Below are 23,891 nucleotides of genomic sequence, written 5' to 3'. Positions count from 1 at the left end.
ACATTAGTTGGTTTGGCTCCATTGGCGAAGCAGGTTGTGGTACACCCAAATTAGGTTTTGGATATGTTCGCTTTCTTCGCCGTGTTCTTTTCTAAGACCTTGAATACTTTGATCAAGCTGATGTAGCGTGCGACGCTGTTCGTTATCGGACACTAAGCTTTGTAGCCAAAAAAAGGAGCTGACACGTGCGCCTTTGGTCACAGGGTTAACTTTGTGTACGCTGGTTGAAGGGTACAGCACCATATCTCCTGCTGGCAGCTTTACTTCTTGGGTGCCAAAGGTATCTTGGATGACCAACTCGCCACCCTCGTATTCTTCTGGTTCACTCAAGAAAATCGTCATCGACAAATCGGTGCGAATCTTTACTGGTGTATTGGGCACCTGGCGGATAGCGTTATCCACATGGAAGCCAAAAGCCCCGCCTCTTTCATAGCGATTGAACATCGGCGGGAATATCTTGGCTGGTAGCGCACTGCCCATAAAGTCTTCTCGTTGACTTAGGGTATGCAATAAAAAGTCCCCTAGCTTGCGGGCTAATGGGTCTTCTTGGTTAAGTTGTAAGTTGCTTTTCTGCTGTCGTGATGCATTACCAGCGGTGAGTTTACCGTCTTGCCAATTGGCTTGATCTAAGGCTTGGCGAATCTCTTTGACTTGCTCTTTGGTAAGAATATCTTTGAGGTGTAACAACATGTTGAAACGCTTCTTATGAGGGTAAATGGAAAGCTAAAACGACAAAGCAGCTGCGCTAAAACTAACACAGCTACTTTGTAAGAGCGAAAAAAGGTGAGCCACTTGGCTCTTATTTAGCTAGATTGAAGTCGTCTTAGAAATCGTACTTCACTGTTGCTTTTACATTGCGTGGGTTGCCAGGCAAGAAGTGCCCCTTAGCGCTGTAGTCTGATGCATAACGCTCATCCGTTAGGTTGCTAATATTTAACTGTGCTGACAAGTTTTCAGTAAAGGCATAGCTCGCCATGGCATTAACCAAAGTTACTTCGCCTGTTGTGAAGTAGACCTCACTACGACGCCAGTAGTCATTGCCAGATGTATATTCTGCGCCTAGTCCTAAACCTAGTTTCTCGCCTTTGTATGAAAGCCAAACGCTAGCGGATTCCTCAGGAGCTGAGCTTAATCCATCGCCCACATCATCCGATGATGAGGATTCAGTCACTTTCGCATTTTGATGAGTGTAGGTAGCAGTGATGCTAACCGTATCGGTCAGTTGGCCTGTAACAGACAGTTCCACCCCTTTGCTTTCTTGCTCACCGGATGCTTCCAAGACATTATCAACTGTTTGGTAAACGTCTTTTCTTGTTTGGAAAACCGCTGCGGCCAACAAAAGTTTGTCGTCAAATAGCTCCCACTTCGTACCGACCTCTGCGGTGATAGACTCAATAGGATCTAGGCTTGTGTATTCTGCTACTTGCTCAGCACTACGACCATTCAATGATAAGTTGTTGCCGTTAGGTTCTTGGTTATTAGCAAAAGAGGCGTAAATACTACCGTTGTTGGTTGGTTTAAAATTAATTGCCGTGTGCCAACTAATTAGGTCTGATTTATCGACAGCACTAACGGATGTAGCGCTCGAGCCGCGACCAACATTTTGTGTACTGTCGATCTTGTATTTCTCAAGTCGCACGCCACCAGCTAATTGAAGCTGATCATTTAACGTGGCAGTGTTGCTTAAGTAAGCGGCTAAGCCTGTTGCAGTAGCATCTTTGGAGTAGCCATCCACTGTGTACGAGCCTGTTGCCGTGGTAACACCAGGGTTTGTTGCATCGTAGCTGGTTTGTGAACGCACCACATTATCCAAGCTTACATTTGGTGTCTTTTGTGTTTCTTGATAAATTTCTGCACCAACCACAAGATCGTGCTTGATTGAGCCGGTTATGATTTCACCTAAGAAGTCAAACTGTGAAACGGCCAGTTGGTTCTCGCTAAAGTTAGTACTCGCTCGCTCAGTACTATAGGTGCCATCTGAGTTTGCCCAAGGACGTGTAATAATGCTCTTGGTTTCTGTTACACCAAAACGAGTTTGGTTGCGAAAAGCCCAGCGGTTATTAAGTTGATGGTTGATAATCGCGGTTAGGGTTGTGGCATCGACCTCTTCGAAATCCAGTCCTTTGACGCCGTAGTAATTACTCCAATACTGTTCTGCAATCATACCCTCAGATAAACCTGTTTGAGTTGCAACAGTTTCAGTAATGAACGGCAAGCCAATCACAGGAGTGTTGTCTTGCTTCATATGCATAAGGTTGATGGTTAAGTCTGTGTTTTCACTGACCTTAGTGAAATAAGAGGGTGCAATGGCGTAACTTTTGTATTCTTCTTCACCGTTGTCCCAGTAATCGCCACCTTGTTCAGTCATCAGGTTTAAGCGAAGGGCGCTGTCTTCAGATAATACTTTGTTGAAGTCACCAGTTAATCGGGCGGTGTCACCTTCATCATAAGAGGCGCTGATGCTGTTTTTGTCACCACGTAAGTTGGCTGCTTTGGTTACTAAGTTAACCGATCCACCTGCTGAACCTTTGCCTGAAATAGTACCATTGGCACCTTTCGCTACTTCAATTTGTTCTGTGTTAAACGTATCGCGACTGTAGCCAGCTACATCACGGATGCCATCGGAGTAAATACTACCATTTGCATCAAAGCCACGTATCGTCACATTATCTGTTGTGTTTACGTTACCACCACCGCCTTCACCAGCGCCAAAAGTAGAAACGCCCGATACGTTACGCAAAGCATCTTCGAGAGAAGTAATGCCTTGGTCTTCTAAAACTTGCTCATTGACCACATTGATTGTCTGAGGCGTATCTACCAATTCCTGCGTGTATTTCGCACTCGCAGCGGATTTCACCACATAACCATCTTGTGCTGTATCAACCACTTCAATCTGTTCCAACTCAATGTCGCTTTGCTCTGCTGCAAGAGCTGCTGAGCTCATCAGTGCGAGTGCAGAGCTGACCGCGATAGCAATGGGTGCTACTTTGAAAGGAGTGTAACTATGAGCCGCGTTTTTCATTCGTTTATCCATACAAAATTTATATTAGAGTTATTTATATTTTTAATGAGAAGGAGATGCTAATCGATAATGAGTATTATTTGAATAGTGAATTTACGTTATTTTACATTAAATTTTCATTCATTTAATTTGAGCATAAAAAAGCGGAGCCCTGAAAACAGAGCTCCGCTTTGGTAGACGAGCAAGATAGTCGAGAGAAAAACGCTCTATTAGAGCGTTAAAAACAGCTGTTACGGCATGGATTGGATGGCTTGTTGCCAGCGCTCAATAAACGGCACATCACTATAGCGACTGAAGTCGTCTACCTGCCAAGTGCTTGCTGAAGCTTTGCTTGAGAGAGTGATCATGTTTAACCCCTCTGCGTCAGAAGGATCAAGTGTGGGCAGCAATAACCCCTTGCTAAACGGCTCTAATGACGACTTATCCAGATGAATGGCGTCGTAACCCTTCATCAGTAATGCATCATCAATGTCCAGTGCTAACTGACGTAACGCAGCGCTAGTCGCTTGATAGTTTTGACTGATCTGCTCTGCGTACTCTGGCCACAGGGTGGATAAGTCTCGCTTTAAAATGCCGAGCATGAGTAAGGCGTTATTGGTGTTTAGCCAGAAGTACTCATCGGCTTGATGGGTCGCCACTTGCTCCCCACCAGGAATCATAGCCTTGGCAATATCAATCGGCACAATGCGAATATTGCGACTGCGCAAAGGCACGTAAAATGCGAGGTCTGGACGCATAGAGCTGATGTTGACGATGGCATCAAAGTGCTCCATGGGCTCCGTTGCTGAGCGATTTAACCAACTCGGTATACGGTTGATCGGTAAGCGAGTAGGGGGTAAGTAGGTAACCTCAATGGGCGTATTTTCGACTAAAGTGCGACTCATGCTATGAGCGATTGGTGACACTGTCGCAATATTGGCAGCTTGACCAATATTGGCAAGTAACATGAAGAGGCTAACAAAGATTATACGCATGCCGGTTGCCCTTCTTTACGCAATGAATAAACAGAGATGGCGATAACAAACCAAACACACGCCACCAGAATGATGGCAGGGCCTGTACCAATCGCCCATTTCATATACATAGGCAGCACTACACCAATGAGGGCGCTGGTGGTAGCAATCAAGACGGAATAACCCACCATACCTCTCAAGTCTCTCGCCATTAATCTGGCGCTGGCGGCTGGGATTAACAGCAGAGCCCCGACCAAGATGGCGCCGATGATTTTGACAGCGGCCACCGTGACCAATGCAATCAGAAGCACAAAGCCATAATCATGTAGCGTGGTACGAATGCGGCGAGACCTAGCAATATCGGGACTGAGGGCATTTAAATACGCCTCGTTGGCACTGAAAAACGCGAGGACTAACACCACGCTGGTGATGATAGCTAATATCACTAAGTCATAGGCAGAGGCCGTTAAGATAGAGCCAAACAACACTTGTTCCACTAGGTGTGCATTAATCTTCTTCGCGACAAACATCAGTAATGCTGCCCCGAGCGCCAAAGCAAAGGCTAGGAACACCCCAATCAAAGCATCATAGGGAACAGTCGTTCGGCCTCGGACCCATTGCAGTGTTAGAGCAAACAGGACTGAGAAAGCGAATAAACTGATCCATGGTTCGGTTACGGGCTCTCCCATCAAAATGCCAATAGAGACACCAGTTAACGCACTGTGTCCAACCGCTTCAGATAAAAACGCCAAGCGCTTTACCACCACCAAGGTGCCTAATAAACCGAGTAGAGGGCCGATCATCAGGCAGGCGATAAAAGCATTGACCACAAAGCCATAACTGAACATGGTCGGTAACATGCCAGCGTCCACTAGCCCTGAAAAGAAACTGTGCAGATTAGCTAGCATGACGAAGACCTATATGATGACTGTTTATCTTGGTAAAAATAGCGTCAGGAAAATCGTGGTGCTGTAAGCTCCCATCAATCCATGACAGGGTATCGCAATGAGCCTGTAAGATTTGCCAGTCATGTTCGATCATAATGAGTGAGCCACCCTCCGCTTTAAAGGCGCTAAGAATCTCGATAATTTGTTCTCGACCCGCCTTATCGACCCCTGCAAGCGGCTCATCCAGCAATAAAATATCGGGCTTGTTCACTAGGGCGCACGCTAATAGGATGCGCTGGCGCTCCCCTGACGATAGGGTGCCAAGGCGCTTACTGAGCAGCCCTTTAATGTTAACTTTTTCAATGACTTGCTCTATGTTGGGGTTGCCACGATAGCGACGCCACACAGGTTGCCTATCGCAATGCATTCGCAAGAAATCCAGCGCTGTCACGGGAAGAGATGCATCAAAAGGTGATAACTGAGGCATGTAGCCGATCTGTCCGCGATCCGACGGCCAATGTAAGGCGATTTCCCCCACATGATTGTGAAGGCCGGCAATGGCTTTGAGTAAGGTGCTTTTACCACCGCCATTGGGGCCAGCAATACCGTGCCACAAGCCGCCCTTCAGTTGCAGGCTTAGTGGTGTTACGAGGACTTGTCCTTTTACTGTGACACCGACATTAGATAAATGAAGACTTGGTCCCATCATGAACTCAGTGCCTCGGCAAGTTTGCTCAAATTGTGCCCCATTTCTTGCTCGACTTGGTCTTTGCTATAAGCGCCATGGGTCATATGGCTGAAGTAATAAATTTTGATCCCTGTCTCGCGTTCAATCAGATCCACGTATTTGTTTTCCATGTTCAGCTCGGTGAACAGTACATCAATGTTCTGCTGACGAATGGTTTCGATGGTTTCTTCCAGTTGTGATGCGGTTGGCGCAACACCGTGGGCTGGCTCGATTACCGCAGAGACGGTTAAGCCGAACTCTTGAAGTAAATAAGCGTAGGCGCCATGAGTACTGGCAATGCGCAGCTTGCTGACGTCTTTATTCAACAGTGCTTGCTGAACCGGTTTCTTTAACGCTCTTAGCGTTTTCGCGTATTGCAGCGCATTCTTGAGGAAGTATGATTTGTTGTCTGGATCCAAAGCACCCAACTCTTTAGCAATGGTATAAACCTGACGAATAGCGGCATCAATGGAGACAAAGGTATGGGGGTTTACTTTTTCATCGTGCCCGATCAGAGGGACATCTTTGTTGGCGTAAATGACGGTCAGGTTCTTTGGTTGGAGACGATCAACGGTATTGGTCGCAAACATGTCGTGACCGATGCCATTCACGACTAGGGCATCAAGATTGTTCAAACGCTCGATATCGGCAGGGTTTAGCTGGTAATTATGCGGGTTAAAACCACTGTCGATCAGCGGCAGCACATCGGCTTTGTCTCCCACGATATTGCTCACGTAGGAATAGTAAGGGTGCAATGTGATGCCAACTTGCAAGCGGGCGCTTGCCTGAGAGCTGAGTAACACCAAAAGACTGAGTAAAAGTAAACGCATGGGGGTTCCTATTGGTTAAGCGAATGCCAATCAAGTGAAGCGTGGCAGTCAACGGCTTGTTCTGACTGTGCCCAGTGAGCATCCCAGCCATCTTCGTGACGTTCGACAACAAACACATATTGTCCTTGGAACAGGCTAAAGCAATGTTCGTCTAGCTGAATGAATGACTGATTTTGATATGTAGGGAAAGGGAGATCGGCCAACTGATAAGGTGCATTGATCAACTCGGCTTCTTCCAGCAATTCGATTTCCTCTACCGCGTTGCTCACCTGAGTCGCTAGGTTGCTGAATTGATTAGGCAGTTCCGATAAGGCATTTTGAGGTGAGGAATGAATCATAGAAAGCAAGCCGATGGCACAAGCAAGCACCACAACACATACCAATAGGAAGTTACGAGTCTCCCCGCGACCATCCGCCGGTGCAATGATCTCAATATTAGAATTCGGCATAGTCGAACTCAGCAGGGTCTTCATGGCCAGGATCAAAGATTAAGTAATATTCACCATCTGGCTGAGCGAGACGAATTTCACCGTCGTCATTTGTGGTGAGTGTTTGCAGCACGTCATCGTCATAGCTACGGACTTCTACGTGCTCGTTATACGCGACAGAACCATCGCTGTAGGCGGCCACGCAAACCACTTCTTGCTGATCCAGTTGGCAGTCTAAGGTTGGGTAATGAGCCATGGCTTTGCTCGAAAGCAAAGCCACTAGGCTACCCATGAGTAAGGTAGCTTTGGTCATTATTCGTATACCACTTCAAAGGTGTAGAAAACGGTGTAAGACTCTTTATCTGCCAATGGGTCACTGCTTGGACCACTGTAAGAAACCGCTGCGTTGTAGCGACCTGCATTGTCTAGAGTGAAGCTAGCAACGCCGGATTTATCCGTGCTGACTTCAACTGGCTCTTTGGCAATGCCATACATTGCAGATTCTGATTTAACTACAATTTTCGCGCCCGCTAGTGGCTGGCCATCCATTAGGGTTTTGATTTCGATTTCTTCGCCGTTAATGTAATCGGCTGGGTGAGTCACGGGCACCATTTCAAAGCCTTGATTGCTTGGCTTTAATACCGTATCAGTTGGTGCTTTGCTGGTGATGTAGGTCACACCAGTACGGCCCATTTTAGTTGTTTCGATGTTTTTTGCATCCGCTGGGATTTGGTCAGCCATTTCCTGCTGATTACCACGTAGACGCTTACGAGTATTACGCTCACCGATCTCATAAGTGGTCGTGTAGCCAGCCATGCTGGAGCCGTAGGTGATCTTGTAAGTGCCTTCTTCAGTAACGGCCAGATCAAATGATGTACGTGTTGCGCCTTTTACCATGGTGCCAAGGTCACGAATACGCTTACCGTCAGGGCCGTAAACCGTCACATTGTCAGGAGAAACCGCTTTATCAAAACGGTAAACGTCATGCGTTGCAGTGACGTCAACCGCAACATTGGCAGGCACAGCTGACAGGATAGATTTGCTTGGTAACACCATTAGGTCGTGAGCAAAGCTTGAGCTTGCCGCAACGACAGCCAAAGCACAAAGACTTGTCTTGAACATATTCAATCCTAACTATTTAGGGGTTAATGGAAATTTGGATGGGGCCGATTTCGGCATCCGCCGGGATGCTGTACGCTTGCGCGTTATTTAGATCGATGTTGGTTTTCACTAAAGAGCGACCGCCATTTTCTCGGGCCGCTTCGACGTACAGGGTGAACTCGCTCCAGTCGCCAAGATCTAAAGTTTCTTGGTAATGACCAGGACCTTTTGTCGCACCGGTTAAACTGTCAACGTGGTCATCATAGCGGCCAATTTTGCGCCACCAGCGACGCAGGTCTTTCAGCCATTTGTCTTCTTGTCCTTGTAGGTGCCAGACCAGAAGCGGTTTGGATTCTTTGTCTTGCTCAGCCCAAATAGCCACATAGGGGCGGGCATACTTTCCCGTTGTCACTTGAGGAATATCAAAAGACACCTCCATTGACGCGGCATGCGTGATACCAGCAAAACTTAGCGTTGCGGCCAACATAGAGGTTTTAAACAGTGAGCGCATCAAGCTCTCCTTTGTTAATGCATTAGAAAAATGGTCACTACCATGACAATTGACCCGAGCCCAACCCAGCTCAGTGTGCTTTGTCGTTGTAAGGCGTTGGTCAATAGCAGCCACAGTCCAGTGGCGCAAAAAACGAACATACAAATACCCGCTAAGTCCGAAAGAAAGCGCCAAAACCCCGTCACGTGTTTGCCACGGTGTAAGTTGTTGAGCATTTCTAAAAATGGCAAATCGAGCACAAACAACTCAGCGACCTCATCCTCTGGGTAAACTTCAACGGTATAGCTACCCTCCGGTGTCTCTAGGGTGAGAATCAGCAGGGACTCTTCGAGTTCCCAGCTTATCTCGATGTCAATTCCATGAATGCCATGCTCTTTGTCCAGCCAACTTAAGACACTTAAAGCCGTTTTCGCTGACTCCGTTTGCCAATCCTGCTCAAGTAAATATTCTGGCAAATCAAAAGTTTGATTTGCCTTTACCGTCTCTCCCAAGTGCCAGGTGGTATGATTCAACAACACCCCAGTTATAGAAAAAAACAGCATCAGCAATAAAACTGGCGCAGCGCTGTAAATATGTAGCCATCGTGCCCAGCGGTTGATGATTGAGAGTCTGGTTGTCATTAAATAGCATTCAAATGTGTTTTTGTTTGCTAATGATAATCGATTACAACTATTTTTTCCAATATAATAATAATCATTATCAAAAAGTTTTTATAACGGAGCCGTCAGTGTCATCCTCTTGGCAAATCAAAACGATAAGACAGATTGAACCCGCGATGCGGTTGGTGTGTTTGGGAATGCTATTTGGACTTGGTTATATTTGGGCCACTTTAGAGTTTGGCATGAGCCACCCATTACCCTTGTATTCCTCACTTGATACTCTGATTAGTTTTGAGTTCTCAGGGCATTTTGTATACCAGCTGCAAGAGGGGATGTTGGCGCATGTCTCTGAGAGCGAAGTGGGGCATGTGTTTACCCAAAGAGAATGGTTTCTTATCGTTGGCGTCCTGATTTCTAGCCAAGTATTACTGGCCGCTGTGATGCTTTTTTGCTTGGTTATCATGCTCAATAAAGTCTATCGCCTTTATGCTGCCGTCACTTTGTTTTCCTGTGGTTTGCTTATCGTTTCACCACTCTATTTATTACCAAATTGGGGAGTGGTATTGCCATGGTGGGAATTACTAAGACTTATGGTCGCGTTGCTTTGCACACATTGGGCCGCCAGATTTTTACCTATCGCCCAGACCAACAATCAGGCGCTTATTGTCTACGCCAGCCAAACGGGTAGTGCGAAGTATTTGGCGCAGCGCCTACATGATACCACCCATGCACTGATGGACATTGCCTGTATCTCGACCCTGACCGAGCAAACATTGCAGCGTTATCAACGGGTCTTCTTTGTGGTGAGTACCTATGGGCAAGGAGAAGCACCCGACAGCGCTCGACGGTTCGTTAATACATTGCAAGAGGCCAACTCGGCTGCCTCTCACACCCAGTTCAGTGTGCTCGCATTGGGGGATCGAACGTACCAAACATTTTGTGCATTCGGTCATTATTTGTCTGAATTACTAGAAAAAAAAGGCTACCAAAGGGCCATTCCAACAACGGAAATCGATCGAATGGATCCCCAAGGGGTCGCTCATTGGTGGCAGCAAGTAGGGGAGTTGCTTGGTATTCATACTGCGTCTGAATTATTTGAATACGATGACTATACGGTGGTGGCGAACGAATGCTTGAACCCAGGACAAGTGCATCGCTTGGCTCATCGAGTGACATTGTTTTGTGCCAATGCGCGCTACGAAGCCGGCGATCTATTGGCAGTACAGCCTGATCAAAAGGATGAGCACGAACGTCTGTACTCGATTGCATCCTACGAAGACAACACAATAGAGCTGTTAGTGCGTCAGCATATCCGTACGGATGGAACCATTGGGCTGGCGTCGGGGATGCTGAGTCAGTTGACACCTGGTAATCGTATTTCAGCCAGTGTGCGTGAGCATGTTACTTTCCACCCAAAGGAAAATGTACCATGGATTATGATTGCCGCAGGTACTGGACTGGCCCCCTTTATAAGCTTTTTAAAAAAACGCCAAGCGTCTCAAGACAAAGCACCATGTTGGTTATTTTTTGGTGAGCAATACGAAGAACATGATGACTATTTTGCACAAGATCTTCTTTCGCTCCAAGAGTTAGGAGTACTTAACCGGTTTGATCGAGCATGGTCACGCAGTGATGGGGTCTATGTTCCTAATCTGTTACAGCAGTCACGCAACGACATTCGACACTGGGTGACCGAACAGGGGGCGAATGTTTATGTGTGCGGCAGTCGAGAGGGATTCGGGCAGTCTGTTCTGATGACTCTGCAAGACATTCTTCCAGAACCACAATGGCAGTCTCAATTTCACACAGATTTGTATTAATCTCATCTCTGTTAGCCTGCTAATTAGATTGAAAGGGATTACTAGCTTTCCCGCTTAAACGGCAGCATTTCTTGGGTATCTTGATGATACTCGCGCACGGCTTGCGCTTCTTCTTCGCAGAAGTTGCCAATGGCGTCACGAAAGCCTTCGTGGGCGATGTAGTGAATGCTGTGACTGAAAACAGGCTCGAAGCCTCGGGCGATTTTGTGTTCCCCTTGGGTGCCTGGATCAAAATGCTGTAACCCTTTTTCCAGACAAAACTCGATGCCTTGGTAGTAACAGGCTTCAAAATGCAGGCAATCCACCTCTTCCATACAACCCCAATAGCGGCCATATAAAGAATGATCGTCGAAGAAACACCAAGAAGCGGCGATAGGCTCGTCGTTTTTATAGGCTTGAACTAAGAGAATCTGCTCGCCCATGGTTTCAGCTAACTGTGCGAAAAATTCGCGAGTCAAATAACCCTGTTGTCCGCGTTTGGCGTAAGTGGATTGATAGCACAGATAGAAAAAATCGATGTCGGCTGGGGTTAAGTCGCGGCCGATGGTTCGAGTCAGTGTGATGCCTTCCTTCGCGACTTTTTCGCGTTCCTTACGAGCAGTTTTGCGTTTGCGTGAAGAGAAGTGGGACAAGTAATCTTCCATGTCTTTATAACCACGGTTAAACCAGTGGAACTGACAGGAAATGCGCTGTACCAGATCTTTGTTTGATGCAAACAAGGCTGCGTGTTCTGGCTTGGTAAACAACAAATGCCAGCTGGAAAAGTCGCGTTCTTGATTCGCTTGGGTCATTAACTCCGCAAGCGCTGGGTACAGATGCGAGAACGGTACATCATCGCCTTTTGGATCAAGGTGTGAAAAAAGCCGCACGCCGGTCACTGGGGAGAACGGTATCGCCCAAATACGCTTTGGAAAGTAACGCATGCCGTAACGTTGGTAAGCATCCGCCCATGACCAGTCGAAGACAAATTCGCCTTGGGAGTGGGTTTTTAAATAGGTTGGAGCGATAGCGAGCGGACTGTCGTCATCGTCCATCACCAACAAGTATTCAGGATACCAGCCCGTTCCATCGCCGATGCTTTTGCTTTGTTCTAACGCCTGATGAAAAGCAAATTGCGCAAACGGATAACGCGTTTCCCCAATAGCCGCTTGCCATTTGGCTTCGCCTATTTGATCAACCGAATTGAACCACTGCACTTTCATACTGCTTTCCTTTATGAGAGCCCCTTGCGCGACGCTCAGTTAGCGGCTTCCATTTGCTGGCGCATCGACTCGACCAAACTGGCGGTGTCAGGGCGTACTTGTCGCCACAAATAAAACGCTTCGGCGGCTTGTCCAACCAGCATACCTAAACCATCTGCCCCGTCAGCGCCACGTTCATGCGCCCATTGTAAAAACACGGTTCGCTCTTTGCCGTACATCATGTCATAGCACCAGGTTTCGGGGCTCACTAATTCGTCTTTTAATGGCGGCAGACTGCCAGATAAACTCGCGGAGGTACCATTGATGATGACATCAAAAGCGCCTTCAAGCGCGTCAAAAGACGACGCCAGACAATCAAATTGATCCGCTAAAGCTTGGGCTTTTTCAAGAGTACGATTGGCGATGGTGACAGATTCTGGATTCTCCGCCAAAACAGGCTCAAGCACGCCTCGCACCGCGCCACCAGCGCCCAAAATAAGAATGCGTTTGCCGGTCAAGCTCTGCTTTTGGTTTTCGACAATGTCTCTCACCATGCCAATTCCGTCGGTATTGTCGCCGAACAGGTCGCCATTTTTGCCCATCAGCAAAGTATTCACCGCACCGGCTTGCTTTGCTCTTTGGCTTAAAATATCGCACATGGCATAGGCGCGTTCTTTAAACGGTACCGTCACGTTTAGGCCTTTGCCGTCTTTTTCAAAAAAGTCTCTGACTTGGTTTTCAAACTCGACCTCGTCACCCAACAAAGTCGAATACACCAACTCTTGTTTCGTTTGCTCTGCAAAATAGGTGTGAATACTGGGCGATTTACTGTGAGCAATGGGGTTTCCTGCAACGGCGTACTGATCCAAAATGCGTCCTCTTAACAACGTTAAACGGCGATAATCGCGCTATTTATTAACTCAATGTGACAAGATTAAGCCAATCTTTTGACGTCAGATAATAGTCGGTCAATTTGGCTTCTTCGCTGCCAGACTCCAGCTGATACTCGTATGTCCAGCGCACTTCAGGCGGTAAAGACATCAAGATAGATTCGGTTCGACCCAAGCCGCTTTGCAATCCGAAATGCGTGCCGCGGTCAAACACCAAGTTGAATTCAACATATCGACCACGACGATGCAATTGGAAGTCGCGCTGTTGTTCGGTAAACGGCAAGTCTTTGCGGCGCTTCAACACAGGTAAGTACGCCTCAGTGTAGGCGTTACCCACGGCCTGCATCATCGCAAAACATTGCTCAAAAGAACCTTCGTTAAAGTCATCGAAAAACAAACCGCCAATACCACGAGGCTCGCCACGGTGTTTCAAATAAAAGTATTCATCGCACCAAGTTTTAAAGCGAGCATAATACCCTTCGCCAAAGGGTTCAACGGCATTGAAAGCCGTTTGATGCCAATGGACACAGTCTTCATCAAATCCATAATAAGGAGTCAGATCAAACCCGCCACCAAACCACCAAACTGGCGCCATACCCTCTTTATACACAATGAATAAACGCACATTAGCATGGGAAGTGGGTGCAAATGGGTTATTGGGATGAATCACCAAAGACACCCCCATGGCTTCAAAACGACCACCCGCAAGTTCAGGGCGATCAGCAGTCGCAGACGGCGGAAGGTTATCGCCCATAACATGTGAAAAGTTCACCCCGCCTTTTTCGATCACATCGCCGCCCGCGATCACTCGCGTTCGTCCACCGCCGCCATTAGGGCGATCCCATGCGTCTTCTTTAAATCGTGCCGAAGGTTCAACGCTTTCTAAAGACGAACAAATATGATCTTGAAGAGACAGGAGATACGCTTTAACGGCTTGAACATCGAGATTCGTTTCCGTAGCGGGTGAACTTGCTGACATGAAATGCTCCATCTTGTTGTGTCTTGGATCGAATAAATAAAAACGGCCTACTCATTAAGGCCGTAGTTTACCACTGAAAAGACACGTATCGTGAAGGAACTCTTTAATAAAGACGCGAACCGTCTGGACGAGTGCGCAGTAAATTCAACACCCACATGTACTGTTCTGGGTGTTTAGAGATCATCGCTTCCAGCGCTTGGTTCATGATCAAGGCGTCCGTTTCTTCGCTGCCACTGGGGAAATTTTCCAAAGGAGGGGAGATAAACAATTCATACCGGCCAGTGTCGGCATTGTAAGCAGGGAGCATAGGAACGACTTTCGCATTGCTCAATTTTGCCAATTTCCCCAAGCCTTTCATGGTGGCTTTGTTTGCAGCAAAAAAAGGCGTGAACACTGAATGCTGGGCTCCCAAATCTTCATCTGGTAAGTAATACCCTAAATACCCCTCTTTGATAGAAGACATAAAGGGCTTAATACCCGCACTACGGCAATACACACGCGCATCGTAGCGGATGCGTTGTAAATGAATCAGCCAATTCAATATTGGATTTTTTTGGATGCGAATCATGGCAACAGTCTTATGACCTTTTGCCGTCAACATAACGCCCGCGTAATCAATGGCCCAACAATGCGGAACCAAAGCAATGACATTTTGATCACTATTCAAAAGCGGGAACAGATGCTCACCACCGATAATATTGCAACGATTTTCACAGTGTCGTTTACTGCGGACAATCAGCTCGCCATACGCAATGAAAAACTGCGCTGCCGTTTGAAAGCTTCTTTTTAGAAGGGTTTCACGCTCTTCCAGCGATTTATCCGGAAAGCATTGCTCCAAGTTAATACGAGCTCTTTTAAGCGCACCGCTTTTTGTATGCAGCAATCGACAGGCGATCCAGCTGGCCAACTTGTCGCGCCAACACACAGGTAAATACGCGATCAGTAACGCGAAAAACACGCCCAACCACGTCAGCCAATACTTAGGCAAAAGAAAACGCCACTCAAAAGTGGGATTGTATAAGTGCTTTTCGGCTGAACTCATTAAGCAAACTTTTCGCATGAATTATGAAAGCTTGATGATACATCAATCATAAAATGCCTCAAATTAATATCTTACTGGTTTTACTTATATCGACTGCGCCACTCAAACAAAGCTTTATCAAAGACATCGGGCTGATTCGTGCCTTGCACTAAAATCGAAGCGCCATGGAGACTAGCCAGTAATTGACTCCCTTGCATGAATCCTGCGTTTTTATCAACCTTATCCAAACGCACAAATACGTGAGTCAACCAATCTAAGATCAGCTGATAGAACGCGGCTAATTCAATACAAACCGCTTCAGGTAAAGTGGCCTTATTCGAGGTCAACATAGTACACAAGCTCATGTCATGCTGATCAACTATCTTGGCTTTAAAGCCATCGATGAATCCATTGATCATAATTTTTGGATCTAAGTTTTCGTCTGTTGGGTCGGGTAATTGTATAGAGAACGATTCGGTGTAACGAGCCATCACAGCAGAGACCAAGTCTCCTTTAGTCGGATAATGATAGTGAACACTCGCACTCTTGATACCCACTGCGTCAGCAATGTCTCGGAAGCTAAACGCGTTATAGCCACCTTATGACGACCCGCGAATTTTAGATTCAACCAGTGCACTGCAACTTGAACGTATCCCAGAACACTTATTAGTTCTCGGCGGCGGCATTATCGGTTTAAAAATGGCCACTGTTTATCAATCACTTGGCGCGAAAATCACCGTGGCGGAACTGGGTGAGCAAATCATGACTGGCGCAGACAAAGACCTAGTGCGTGTCTTCGAACAAGCAAACAAAGATCGCATGAGCTTTTTAACCAACACCCAAGTAACCGATATAGAAGCCACGCCAGAAGCGTTAAACGTTACCTTGAAGGACAAAGATGGCGAACGCCAGCTCGCTGTCGATGCAGTACTGGTTGCCGTTGGCCGCTCGCCTAATGGTAAAACCGCTGGCATTGCAGACATCGGCGTCAAATTAGACGAACGTGGTTTTGTATTGACTGATGATAAGTGCCAAACATCTGTACCCAATATTTATGCCATTGGCGATGTCACCCATGGCCCGATGCTGGCGCATAAAGCCTCTCACCAAGGCCATACCGCCGCCGAGGTGATTGCGGGTCACAAGGTCGATTTTCAACCGCTTGCTATTCCTTCTATTGCCTACACTTTTCCAGAAGTGGCTTGGGTTGGCTTGACCGAAACCGAAGCGAAAAAGCAGGATATTCCAGTTAAAACCGCCATTTTCCCATGGACAGCCAGCGGACGAGCCATTGCCTCTGGGGTAACCCAAGGCAAAACCAAACTCATTTATGACGAAGCAACAGAGCGCATCTTAGGTGCTGGAGTTGTTGGCTCCCACGCTGGAGAATTGCTCGGTGAACTGACCCTAGCCATCGAACTAGGTGCCACATTAGAAGACATCGCCTTAACCATCCACGCCCACCCAAGCCTGCACGAAACCGTCGGCTTAGCAGCGGAACTCGGTGCAGGGACGATTACCGACATGCCGAATAAGAAAGCAAAGAAGGTTAAGTAAACGTACTCAATCGTCCATATTACTTCATCCAATAAAAAGCCGACTCTCGTCGGCTTTTCCCATTACGGGAAAAATGAATTGCAATTTGCAATAGGCTTTCCCATAATGGGAAAGTTCAAGCAGGGAAAGCTAAACTTATGAGAATATTCACCAAAAGAACTCTAAGAAAATTTTGGGAACAAAAGGAATTTCAGGATTCTGAACAGCCACTAAAAGCATGGCACGATGAAGCAAAACATGCTTTATGGAAAACACCACACGATATAAAGGAGCAATATCGTAATGCGAGTGTCGTAAAAAATAACAAGGTAATCTTCAATATCCACGGAAATAAATACCGCTTAGTTGTTGAAATAGATTACGAGTGCTCTCACTGCTACGTACTGTTCGTAGGCACTCACAAACAATACGACAAAGTGGATATCAATTCACTTTAGTAGAGGTACTTTAAGTAAAGGAGAGAAAATGAATATTAAACCCATTAAAAACGATGACGATCTAGGCGCTGCTGTTTTGCGCATGCGTAGCCTACGTGGCGCTAAACCGAATACGCCAGAAGGCGATGAGATGGAAATTTTGGCGGCACTTGCCGAAGCCTATGAAGAGAAGCACCACGCTATCGATCCACCAGATCCAATCGAAGCCATTAAATTTCGCATGGAACAAATGAATTTAAAGGATACAGATCTAATCGAATATCTAGGTCAACGTAGTCGAGTCAGCGAGATCTTAAACAAAAAAAGACCGTTAAACCTAAGAATGATCCGCAGCTTGAATAAAGGTCTGCACATCCCTTTAGAATGCTTGATTAAAGACTATAGCTTAGACAATGAAAAAGCCGTTTGATCAAACGGCTTTTCTCTTTTACATATCATGAAATACAAGATCTAGTCTGAAATGCTTATCAACTCACATAAACGATATGTTGCTCGTCATCATAGCTAAAATTGAGAACTATCTGGATTTGGTTTGCTTCAAGGTGCAGCTTAGAAACAAGATCAAATGTGCCGTTTTCGGCTTTATTCGCCAGAGCTTTTAATTGCTTTTCCAACATCACCCAAGCGACTTCATCCCTTGCTTCATCAATTCCAACAAGCTCAATGGAATGCGTCCTCAACCAAGCAAAATACGCCATTGAATTCGCTTTAATATCCGTAGCATCATCAGCGTCTGAGACAAGGTAACTCAAACCCGATAGGGAAAGCTGCTGCGTCAAAAAAGCTTTCCACTGCTGCATAAACTGATCTAAATAGGGCAATGATCGCTCCTAGAATGAAATACATGACTTTACGCTATTTTATCTGTCTTTTTCCTTAACTCATCTTTCAGTTATTGACTCTTTTTTGCGCTAGGTATATTTTGGATACAAAATACATTTATCCAATAAGCGCTTAACATCCTGAAACATCGCAGAAGAGAACTCTAATTATGAACACAGCAGTATTTAACGGTGTAATGCCAGCTCTAATGACACCATGTAAAGCCGACCGTACACCAGATTACGACGCGTTAGTGAAGAAAGGCCATGAAATGATCGCGGCGGGTATGTCTGCCGTTGTCTATTGTGGTTCTATGGGAGATTGGCCGTTACTCACCGACGAACAACGTATGGAAGGCGTAGAGCGCCTGACTCAAGCAGGCATCCCTGTTGTGGTGGGCACGGGGGCGATCAATACAAAATCGGCGGTTGCACTTGCTGCACATGCACAAAAAGTGGGGGCAGCGGGTTTGATGGTCATTCCTCGCGTGTTGTCACGCGGCACTGTGATTGCGGCTCAACGTAACCACTTCAAAGCGATCTTAGAAGCCGCACCAGATGTGCCAGCCATCATTTACAACAGCCCAGTGTACGGCTTTGCAACACGCGCAGATTTGTTCTTCAGCCTGCGTTCTGAACACCCGAACCTGATCGGTTTCAAAGAATTTGGTGGCGACGCAGACCTACGTTATGCCGCGGAAAACATTACTTCTAAAGATGACGAAGTCTTGTTGATGGTGGGTGTGGATACGGCGGTATTCCACGGTTTCGTTAACTGCGGTGCAGTGGGTGCCATCACGGGTATCGGTACCGCGTTACCTAAAGAAGTGTTGTTGCTTGCCAATCTTTCTCGCCTGGCGGCGCAAGGCAATGCGGAAGCGCGTGTTCGCGCTAAAGAATTGGAAGAAGCATTCAGCGTTTTGGCGAGTTTTGACGAAGGCCCAGAATTGGTACTGTTCTTCAAATATCTACTTGTACTAAACGGTGAAGAAGAGTATCGCTTACACTTCAACGAAACGGATGAACTGAACGATGCTCAGCGCCACTACTGTGAGCAACAGTACTCGCTGTTCAAAGCTTGGTTTGCGGATTGGTCAAAACAAGGTGGAGTGCTGTCCAATATGCAGGTAACAGAATGCTAAAAATCGTCGATAGCCATACAGAAGGCGAACCGACCCGAGTAATTTTAGAAGGAGGCCCTGATCTTGGATCAGGGCCTTTGTCAGATCGGGCGAAACGTCTAGCAACAGAACATAAGGATTTTTACCGCTCCTTAGTAGTAGAGCCCTACGGACAAGAAGCCATGGTCGGCGCGCTATTGGTAGAGCCTACCGATCCGAGCTGTGTCACCGGAGTCATTTACTTCGATGCTGCGGCCGTTATTGGTATGTGTGGTCACGGCACCATTGGCCTAGCCGCCACGCTAGCTCATATTGGCAAGATCGGTGTCGGCACCCACAAGATCGAGACGCCAGTGGGCATTGTCGAAGTCACGTTAAGCGACAAAAACACCGTTACTGTGCAAAACATCGTAAGTTACCGCTTTAAGAAAGGCGTCGAGCTGGATGTAGAAGGCGTGGGTAAAGTGGTAGGGGACATTGCCTACGGCGGCAACTGGTTCTTTATTGTGGATGACAGTCCAACCCCCGTTCTGCCCAACAATATCCGCACCCTCACAGAAGTCGGCATTAAGGTTCGTGAAACCATCTATGCCAACGGCATCGAAGGGGAAAATGGCGGCATCATTGACCATATCGTGTTCTATGGTCCGGCGTTAACGGATAAGGGTCACACCCGTAACTTCGTCTTGTGTCCAGATGATGCCTACGACCGCTCCCCTTGTGGTACGGGTAGTTCAGCACGCTTGTCCTGTTTGGCGGCCGATAACCGTTTAGCGCCAGGTGAGGAAATTTACCAAGAAAGCACCATTGGTAGCGGCTACACCTTAAGTTACCAAACAGGTAGCAAAGCAGGCGGCATTATCCCTTCTATTACGGGGCAAGCATTTATTACTCGTGAAGCAAACATGGTCGTGAATCCCACAGACCCGCTGCGTCACGGGGTGACATTAACCGTGTGATGGCACACGGTTAATCGTTTTTGTATCGGATTTTTCTCGTTGAGATTGGCTGTGAGTGATTCACCTATGTACGACGTAATCGTCATTGGTGCCGGTATTATCGGCATCAGCAGTGCGTTAAAGCTGCAACAAGAAGGTAAGCGAGTTCTGGTGCTAGACAGTAAAGGCGTCGCCGCAGAAACCTCCGCAGGCAATGCGGGTGCGTTTGCCTTTGCCGATGTGATTCCATTAGCCACTCCCGGGATTATGCGCAAAGCCCCAAAATGGTTACTGGACCCACTGGGGCCTTTATCCATTCGTCCGGCTTATGCGTTCAAGATCATACCTTGGATGCTGCATTTCTGGCGCGCTAGTTGGAAAGACCGCTATGCTGCGGCGCTTAAAGCCCAAGCCGACTTGATGGAACTGTCAAAAGCCGCGTTAGAACGCCAGATCCAAGGGGTGAGTGGCGAGCATCTTATCCGTCGAGAAGGGCAATTGCAGCTTTATGAAGGTGAAGCAGAATTCAAGGCTGCCTTGCCAAGCTGGCAAATACGTAAATCGCATGGCGTACAATTTGAGTTATTGGAAAGCCCTGAAGCCATCGCCAACATCCAGCCAGGTATCGATCCGCGCTTTACCCATGCAGGCTTTACCCCAGAATGGAAAAACGTCGTCCACCCTAAAACTTGGACAGAGCATTTAGCCGATCACTTTTGCCGTCTGGGAGGCGCTATACAGATCGCTCAAGTCATGACCGTCAAACACCGTGATCATGACGTCGTCGTCTCCACTCAGGAACACAGCTATGAAGTCGGTCATGTGGTGCTGGCGGCAGGCGCTTGGTCGAAATCGTTAGCCCAGCAAATAGGGGACAGCATTCCGCTGGATACCGAACGAGGGTACAACACCACCTTACCAGCGGGTGCATTTGATTTAAAAACTCACATTACCTTTAGCAATCACGGTTTTGTCGTCACCAAAGCCGGTGACGGGGTACGAGTGGGAGGCGCGGTAGAGCTGGGGGGCTTAGAGCTGCCACCAAACTACCAGCGTTCAAAAGTGCTATTGGATAAAGCGGCGAAATTTTTACCCGGGTTAAACACTGAAAACGGCGTGCAATGGATGGGATTTCGGCCTTCCATGCCAGACAGTTTGCCCGTCATTAGCTACGCCAGCCAATCAACACGTATCGTTTATGCGTTTGGGCATGGGCATTTGGGACTTACCCAATCTGCAGGCACCGCAGAACTGGTGGCCGAATTAATTAACGAAAAAGCGCCGAGTATCCCAATAGAGGCTTACCGTGCACAACGCTTCAAATAACGCAGCCCCATGATATCGTTTGCATCAAACCATGGCGTTTTATAAAAATTAGGGAGACCAAATGAGCGACAACATTACACTGAGCTTGGAAGAAGTCCGTGAGTTAAGTAATTCTGTGCTTACCAGCAATGGCTTCAATGACGCTCATGCTCAAGCCATTACCGATATTATTTACACCAATCAATTAGGCGATTGTCATTCCCATGGTTTGTATCGTTTGTTTATGTGTGCCGAGAGCATTAGGTCGGGGCGCGCCAGTGGGACAGCGACTCCGATCATTACGGATACTGGCCCCTCTGTCGTGCGGGCAGACGCAAACGACGGTATTTCATTGTTGGCCATGAAAGCCGCCATGCCATTGTTAATCGAAAAAGCAAAGAAGAACGGGGTCGCCGCGTTGGCCATTAATCGCTGCTTCCACTTCTCGGCACTTTGGCCTGAAGTGGAAATGCTCTCTGAAGCAGGCTTAGCAGGCATGGCCATGTTGCCAAGTCATGCTTGGGTAGCACCTGCTGGCGGTAAGCGCGGTTTATTGGGAACCAATCCTTTTGCTTTTAGTTGGCCGCGGGCTGGCAAAGCGCCGTTTACCTTTGATTTCGCCACCAGCCAATTCGCAAGAGGTGAAATTGAACTGTACCGCCGTGCCGGTAAGCCGTTGCCCGAAGGTGTGGCCATCGACAAAGACGGTCATCCCACCACAGACGCGGAAGCCGCAATGAACGGCGCGATGTTGACGTTTGGTGGACACAAAGGGTCGGCGTTGTCGCTGATGATTGAATTAATGGCAGGGCCATTAATTGATGACCTAACCAGCAAAGAGAGCATGGAAGCAGCCGGAGGCAAGCCAGAAGCACCGTATCACGGTGAAATCATTCTCGCCTTTGACCCAAACATGCTCAGCGGAGGTCGCGTAGCAGAAAACAATGACCGCGCAGAACGCCTGTTTGCCGATGTGATCGACCAAGGCGCGCGTTTGCCATCTCAACGTCGTCAAGCCGCACAGGCGTTCAACTTAGAGCGCAACGCACTCGAGATTCCACGGGCACTGTACGACGATTTGCTCAAACTGAAAAAATAGCGCGCTAAAGAATGAAAGGGGTAAACAAAAAGCGGCATTGGGAGACCAAGACCGCTTTTTTTTCGCCCAAGGAAGCGCCCTTGTTAACGCAAATCAGCAGGCAATAACGCCGCTGGAATGTCCTGGAAACACACAGGACGCAAGAAACGACGAATGGCCATTGTGCCCACCGATGTCGCCCCAAAGTTTGTTGAGGCAGGGTAAGGGCCGCCATGCACCATGGTGTCACACACTTCGACACCAGTAGGAAACGCATTGGCTAATATTCGCCCCGCTTTGCGTTCTAACACTGGCATGAAGGCCTGAGCCGTTTCGACGTCGGCATCGTCTAGGTGCAACGTGCAGGTAAGCTGACCTTGTAAGTGTTTCGCGACGTTCAACATATCATCCACACTGTCCGCCAACACCACAACTCCCAACGGGCCGAACACTTCTTCGGCTAGATCTTCATTGGCCAACCATTCGGTCGCTGTGGTGGTGTACAAATAGGGCGTTGCATTGCGCAAATCACAGCTGGTCGAAAGCACTTCGCGTACACCAGCGCTGGCGGCAATGCGCTGTTGCCCAACACGATACGCTTCGGCGATCCCTTCCGTTAGCATGGTTTGAGAAGGTACAGTTGATAAAGCTTCTTTCGTTGCGGATACAAATGTGTCAGCGTCCGATCCCGCTAATAGAACCGCAATCCCCGGATTCGTACAGAACTGACCCGCGCCCATGGTTAATGAACCCGCCCAGCCTTTTGCCAATGCTTCGCCACGCTGTGAAACGGCATTAGGAAACAAGAACATAGGGTTGACGGAGCCGAGCTCACCAAAGAAAGGAATGGGCTCTTGGCGCGCCGCACACAAATCGAATAGGGCTCGTCCACCCGCCAAGGATCCCGTAAAACCAACCGCTTTAATCAGTGGGTGCGTTACCAATGCGGTGCCCACATCACGGCTACCGCCTTGAATTAAACTGAAAACCCCCGCTGGTATGGCGCATGCTTTCATCGCGGCATGAATGGCTTCCGCTATGATCTCACCCGTTCCAGGGTGAGCACTGTGGCCTTTCACCACAACAGGACAGCCTGCCGCTAACGCCGAAGCGGTATCGCCCCCCGCTGTCGAAAAGGCAAGAGGGAAGTTGGATGCGCCAAACACCGCAACAGGGCCAATCGGTCGCTGCATCAAACGCAGTTCAGCGCGTGGTAATGGCTGTCGATCTGGCAAGGCTTGGTCATGGCGGCGATCTAAATAGTCACCATCCAAAATATGCTGAGCAAACAAACGCAACTGGCCACAAGTACGGCCTCGCTCGCCTTGCAAACGGGCTTCTGGTAGGCCAGTTTCGGAAGTGCCGATTGCGGTAATGGCATCACCACGAGCGTCAATTTCGTCCGCAATGGCGTGTAAAAAGGCCGCGCGTTTTTCACGTGACAGTCCACTGTATTCATAAAAAGCGCCTTCTGCTGCCGTGACCGCTGTATTAACTTGGTCAACCGTACCCTTTGAAAAAGAATAAGCAGCACCGTGCGCTGGGGAGGACTGAAACTGCTGCTCTGAGCTTACCCATTGACCAGCAATTAAGTGTTTTCCGTGGGGAGTAAAAGTCATGAAACCCTCGTTTTTTAATGAATCGGTTATATTTGTATTTTGTATCCAATTTTAACTGAGTCAATT

Annotated in this window: 26 protein-coding genes and 1 pseudogene; 8 read left to right on the top strand and 19 right to left on the bottom strand. The window is 47.8% G+C overall.

All coding sequences use genetic code 11. The features are described from left to right. Positions 1 to 3: 3 nt before the first annotated feature. From AABA11_RS00455 to AABA11_RS00405, 11 genes are all read right to left on the bottom strand, one after another. Positions 4 to 690: a Fe2+-dependent dioxygenase gene (locus AABA11_RS00455; RefSeq protein WP_265729606.1), complete on the bottom strand. Its 687-nt coding sequence runs from the start codon at positions 688 to 690 to the stop codon at positions 4 to 6. Positions 691 to 823: 133 nt separating this feature from the next. Then, complete coding sequence (locus tag AABA11_RS00450) at positions 824 to 3,022, bottom strand: TonB-dependent receptor (RefSeq protein ID WP_338264531.1); 2,199 nt, start codon at positions 3,020 to 3,022, stop codon at positions 824 to 826. Between the two features lie 230 nt (positions 3,023 to 3,252). Then, positions 3,253 to 3,996, bottom strand: a complete 744-nt coding sequence (locus tag AABA11_RS00445) for a metal ABC transporter substrate-binding protein (protein WP_338264529.1) — start codon at positions 3,994 to 3,996, stop codon at positions 3,253 to 3,255. Next, a complete protein-coding gene (locus AABA11_RS00440; protein WP_265729603.1) occupies positions 3,987 to 4,883 on the bottom strand; it encodes a metal ABC transporter permease in 897 nt (298 codons plus the stop codon). Before AABA11_RS00440 ends, AABA11_RS00445 begins: the two co-directional genes overlap by 10 nt. Next, positions 4,873 to 5,571 (bottom strand): metal ABC transporter ATP-binding protein, encoded by a 699-nt coding sequence (locus AABA11_RS00435; RefSeq protein WP_338264526.1) that lies wholly within the window; start codon positions 5,569 to 5,571, stop codon positions 4,873 to 4,875. The genes AABA11_RS00440 and AABA11_RS00435 overlap by 11 nt, the downstream gene beginning before the upstream one ends. Beyond that, positions 5,568 to 6,419: a metal ABC transporter solute-binding protein, Zn/Mn family gene (locus tag AABA11_RS00430; RefSeq protein ID WP_338264524.1), complete on the bottom strand. Its 852-nt coding sequence runs from the start codon at positions 6,417 to 6,419 to the stop codon at positions 5,568 to 5,570. The genes AABA11_RS00435 and AABA11_RS00430 overlap by 4 nt, the downstream gene beginning before the upstream one ends. A gap of 8 nt (positions 6,420 to 6,427) precedes the next feature. Continuing rightward, positions 6,428 to 6,868, bottom strand: coding sequence for an SH3 domain-containing protein (locus AABA11_RS00425; RefSeq protein WP_338264522.1), 441 nt, complete (start codon positions 6,866 to 6,868; stop codon positions 6,428 to 6,430). Continuing rightward, complete coding sequence (locus tag AABA11_RS00420) at positions 6,855 to 7,160, bottom strand: hypothetical protein (protein WP_338264520.1); 306 nt, start codon at positions 7,158 to 7,160, stop codon at positions 6,855 to 6,857. The genes AABA11_RS00425 and AABA11_RS00420 overlap by 14 nt, the downstream gene beginning before the upstream one ends. Then, a complete protein-coding gene (locus tag AABA11_RS00415; protein WP_338264518.1) occupies positions 7,160 to 7,969 on the bottom strand; it encodes a DUF4198 domain-containing protein in 810 nt (269 codons plus the stop codon). Before AABA11_RS00415 ends, AABA11_RS00420 begins: the two co-directional genes overlap by 1 nt. A gap of 16 nt (positions 7,970 to 7,985) precedes the next feature. Then, positions 7,986 to 8,459: a DUF2271 domain-containing protein gene (locus tag AABA11_RS00410; RefSeq protein WP_338264516.1), complete on the bottom strand. Its 474-nt coding sequence runs from the start codon at positions 8,457 to 8,459 to the stop codon at positions 7,986 to 7,988. Positions 8,460 to 8,473: 14 nt separating this feature from the next. Further along, positions 8,474 to 9,079: a PepSY-associated TM helix domain-containing protein gene (locus tag AABA11_RS00405; protein WP_265729597.1), complete on the bottom strand. Its 606-nt coding sequence runs from the start codon at positions 9,077 to 9,079 to the stop codon at positions 8,474 to 8,476. Positions 9,080 to 9,186: 107 nt separating this feature from the next. Between AABA11_RS00405 and AABA11_RS00400 the strand changes: the two genes are divergently transcribed. Further along, positions 9,187 to 10,878 carry a flavodoxin domain-containing protein gene (locus AABA11_RS00400; protein ID WP_338264513.1) on the top strand — a complete coding sequence of 564 codons (1,692 nt, stop codon included), beginning with the start codon at positions 9,187 to 9,189 and terminating at the stop codon, positions 10,876 to 10,878. Positions 10,879 to 10,919: 41 nt separating this feature from the next. On the opposite strand, the gene AABA11_RS00395 is transcribed toward AABA11_RS00400, so the two are convergent. The 6 genes and pseudogenes from AABA11_RS00395 to AABA11_RS00370 all read right to left on the bottom strand — a co-directional run. Continuing rightward, positions 10,920 to 12,080 carry a GNAT family N-acetyltransferase gene (locus tag AABA11_RS00395; RefSeq protein ID WP_338264512.1) on the bottom strand — a complete coding sequence of 387 codons (1,161 nt, stop codon included), beginning with the start codon at positions 12,078 to 12,080 and terminating at the stop codon, positions 10,920 to 10,922. A gap of 35 nt (positions 12,081 to 12,115) precedes the next feature. Continuing rightward, positions 12,116 to 12,928: a shikimate dehydrogenase gene (gene aroE / locus AABA11_RS00390; RefSeq protein ID WP_338264509.1), complete on the bottom strand. Its 813-nt coding sequence runs from the start codon at positions 12,926 to 12,928 to the stop codon at positions 12,116 to 12,118. A 46-nt stretch (positions 12,929 to 12,974) separates the two neighbouring features. Beyond that, positions 12,975 to 13,928 carry an oxygen-dependent coproporphyrinogen oxidase gene (hemF, locus tag AABA11_RS00385; protein WP_338264508.1) on the bottom strand — a complete coding sequence of 318 codons (954 nt, stop codon included), beginning with the start codon at positions 13,926 to 13,928 and terminating at the stop codon, positions 12,975 to 12,977. Positions 13,929 to 14,031: 103 nt separating this feature from the next. Further along, on the bottom strand, positions 14,032 to 14,970 hold the full coding sequence (lpxM, locus tag AABA11_RS00380) for a lauroyl-Kdo(2)-lipid IV(A) myristoyltransferase (RefSeq protein WP_338264506.1): 939 nt from the start codon (positions 14,968 to 14,970) through the stop codon (positions 14,032 to 14,034). 80 nt (positions 14,971 to 15,050) lie between these two features. Further along, complete coding sequence (locus tag AABA11_RS00375) at positions 15,051 to 15,440, bottom strand: hypothetical protein (protein WP_338264505.1); 390 nt, start codon at positions 15,438 to 15,440, stop codon at positions 15,051 to 15,053. A 12-nt stretch (positions 15,441 to 15,452) separates the two neighbouring features. Next, positions 15,453 to 15,533 (bottom strand): annotated as a pseudogene (locus tag AABA11_RS00370) (TetR family transcriptional regulator); the annotation flags it as partial. Positions 15,534 to 15,564: 31 nt separating this feature from the next. Between AABA11_RS00370 and AABA11_RS00365 the strand changes: the two are divergent. The 3 genes from AABA11_RS00365 to AABA11_RS00355 all read left to right on the top strand — a co-directional run bounded on the left by AABA11_RS00365 (position 15,565) and on the right by AABA11_RS00355 (position 17,352). After that, positions 15,565 to 16,506 carry a dihydrolipoyl dehydrogenase family protein gene (locus AABA11_RS00365; protein ID WP_338269612.1) on the top strand — a complete coding sequence of 314 codons (942 nt, stop codon included), beginning with the start codon at positions 15,565 to 15,567 and terminating at the stop codon, positions 16,504 to 16,506. Positions 16,507 to 16,643: 137 nt separating this feature from the next. Then, positions 16,644 to 16,943 (top strand): type II toxin-antitoxin system HigB family toxin, encoded by a 300-nt coding sequence (locus tag AABA11_RS00360; protein ID WP_338264504.1) that lies wholly within the window; start codon positions 16,644 to 16,646, stop codon positions 16,941 to 16,943. Between the two features lie 28 nt (positions 16,944 to 16,971). Beyond that, on the top strand, positions 16,972 to 17,352 hold the full coding sequence (locus AABA11_RS00355) for a helix-turn-helix domain-containing protein (protein WP_338264502.1): 381 nt from the start codon (positions 16,972 to 16,974) through the stop codon (positions 17,350 to 17,352). Positions 17,353 to 17,410: 58 nt separating this feature from the next. On the opposite strand, the gene AABA11_RS00350 is transcribed toward AABA11_RS00355, so the two are convergent. Continuing rightward, positions 17,411 to 17,764, bottom strand: coding sequence for a hypothetical protein (locus AABA11_RS00350; RefSeq protein WP_338264500.1), 354 nt, complete (start codon positions 17,762 to 17,764; stop codon positions 17,411 to 17,413). Between the two features lie 170 nt (positions 17,765 to 17,934). Between AABA11_RS00350 and AABA11_RS00345 the strand changes: the two genes are divergently transcribed. The 4 genes from AABA11_RS00345 to AABA11_RS00330 all read left to right on the top strand — a co-directional run bounded on the left by AABA11_RS00345 (position 17,935) and on the right by AABA11_RS00330 (position 22,227). Further along, complete coding sequence (locus tag AABA11_RS00345; RefSeq protein ID WP_338264498.1) at positions 17,935 to 18,906, top strand: dihydrodipicolinate synthase family protein; 972 nt, start codon at positions 17,935 to 17,937, stop codon at positions 18,904 to 18,906. After that, positions 18,900 to 19,844, top strand: a complete 945-nt coding sequence (locus AABA11_RS00340; RefSeq protein WP_338264496.1) for a 4-hydroxyproline epimerase — start codon at positions 18,900 to 18,902, stop codon at positions 19,842 to 19,844. Before AABA11_RS00345 ends, AABA11_RS00340 begins: the two co-directional genes overlap by 7 nt. Before the next feature lie 51 nt (positions 19,845 to 19,895). Further along, a complete protein-coding gene (locus tag AABA11_RS00335) occupies positions 19,896 to 21,149 on the top strand; it encodes an NAD(P)/FAD-dependent oxidoreductase (RefSeq protein ID WP_338264494.1) in 1,254 nt (417 codons plus the stop codon). 61 nt (positions 21,150 to 21,210) lie between these two features. Beyond that, entirely contained in the window at positions 21,211 to 22,227 is a 1,017-nt protein-coding gene (locus AABA11_RS00330; protein ID WP_338264492.1) for an Ldh family oxidoreductase, read from the top strand. 83 nt (positions 22,228 to 22,310) lie between these two features. Here AABA11_RS00330 and AABA11_RS00325 read toward each other — a convergent pair whose 3' ends face one another. Beyond that, a complete protein-coding gene (locus AABA11_RS00325; protein ID WP_338264490.1) occupies positions 22,311 to 23,825 on the bottom strand; it encodes an aldehyde dehydrogenase (NADP(+)) in 1,515 nt (504 codons plus the stop codon). Positions 23,826 to 23,891 lie beyond the last annotated feature (66 nt).

This window comes from Marinomonas pontica, from assembly GCF_036322735.1.
In the GTDB taxonomy this organism is placed as follows: domain Bacteria; phylum Pseudomonadota; class Gammaproteobacteria; order Pseudomonadales; family Marinomonadaceae; genus Marinomonas; species Marinomonas pontica.
The sequence above is the reverse complement of the archived record's forward strand: the minus strand, read 5'-3'. Positions and strand labels throughout refer to the sequence as shown.

Bases quoted from the DNA above. Each gene is read 5' to 3' on its own strand.
- AABA11_RS00455 (WP_265729606.1), bottom strand. From the start codon at position 690: ATGTTGTTACACCTCAAAGATATTCTTACCAAAGAGCAAGTCAAAGAG.
- AABA11_RS00450 (WP_338264531.1), bottom strand. From the start codon at position 3,022: ATGAAAAACGCGGCTCATAGTTACACTCCTTTCAAAGTAGCACCCATT.
- AABA11_RS00445 (WP_338264529.1), bottom strand. From the start codon at position 3,996: ATGCGTATAATCTTTGTTAGCCTCTTCATGTTACTTGCCAATATTGGT.
- AABA11_RS00440 (WP_265729603.1), bottom strand. From the start codon at position 4,883: ATGCTAGCTAATCTGCACAGTTTCTTTTCAGGGCTAGTGGACGCTGGC.
- AABA11_RS00435 (WP_338264526.1), bottom strand. From the start codon at position 5,571: ATGATGGGACCAAGTCTTCATTTATCTAATGTCGGTGTCACAGTAAAA.
- AABA11_RS00430 (WP_338264524.1), bottom strand. From the start codon at position 6,419: ATGCGTTTACTTTTACTCAGTCTTTTGGTGTTACTCAGCTCTCAGGCA.
- AABA11_RS00425 (WP_338264522.1), bottom strand. From the start codon at position 6,868: ATGCCGAATTCTAATATTGAGATCATTGCACCGGCGGATGGTCGCGGG.
- AABA11_RS00420 (WP_338264520.1), bottom strand. From the start codon at position 7,160: ATGACCAAAGCTACCTTACTCATGGGTAGCCTAGTGGCTTTGCTTTCG.
- AABA11_RS00415 (WP_338264518.1), bottom strand. From the start codon at position 7,969: ATGTTCAAGACAAGTCTTTGTGCTTTGGCTGTCGTTGCGGCAAGCTCA.
- AABA11_RS00410 (WP_338264516.1), bottom strand. From the start codon at position 8,459: ATGCGCTCACTGTTTAAAACCTCTATGTTGGCCGCAACGCTAAGTTTT.
- AABA11_RS00405 (WP_265729597.1), bottom strand. From the start codon at position 9,079: ATGACAACCAGACTCTCAATCATCAACCGCTGGGCACGATGGCTACAT.
- AABA11_RS00395 (WP_338264512.1), bottom strand. From the start codon at position 12,080: ATGAAAGTGCAGTGGTTCAATTCGGTTGATCAAATAGGCGAAGCCAAA.
- hemF (WP_338264508.1), bottom strand. From the start codon at position 13,928: ATGTCAGCAAGTTCACCCGCTACGGAAACGAATCTCGATGTTCAAGCC.
- lpxM (WP_338264506.1), bottom strand. From the start codon at position 14,970: ATGAGTTCAGCCGAAAAGCACTTATACAATCCCACTTTTGAGTGGCGT.
- AABA11_RS00375 (WP_338264505.1), bottom strand. From the start codon at position 15,440: ATGGCTCGTTACACCGAATCGTTCTCTATACAATTACCCGACCCAACA.
- AABA11_RS00360 (WP_338264504.1), top strand. From the start codon at position 16,644: ATGAGAATATTCACCAAAAGAACTCTAAGAAAATTTTGGGAACAAAAG.
- AABA11_RS00355 (WP_338264502.1), top strand. From the start codon at position 16,972: ATGAATATTAAACCCATTAAAAACGATGACGATCTAGGCGCTGCTGTT.
- AABA11_RS00345 (WP_338264498.1), top strand. From the start codon at position 17,935: ATGAACACAGCAGTATTTAACGGTGTAATGCCAGCTCTAATGACACCA.
- AABA11_RS00340 (WP_338264496.1), top strand. From the start codon at position 18,900: ATGCTAAAAATCGTCGATAGCCATACAGAAGGCGAACCGACCCGAGTA.
- AABA11_RS00330 (WP_338264492.1), top strand. From the start codon at position 21,211: ATGAGCGACAACATTACACTGAGCTTGGAAGAAGTCCGTGAGTTAAGT.
- AABA11_RS00325 (WP_338264490.1), bottom strand. From the start codon at position 23,825: ATGACTTTTACTCCCCACGGAAAACACTTAATTGCTGGTCAATGGGTA.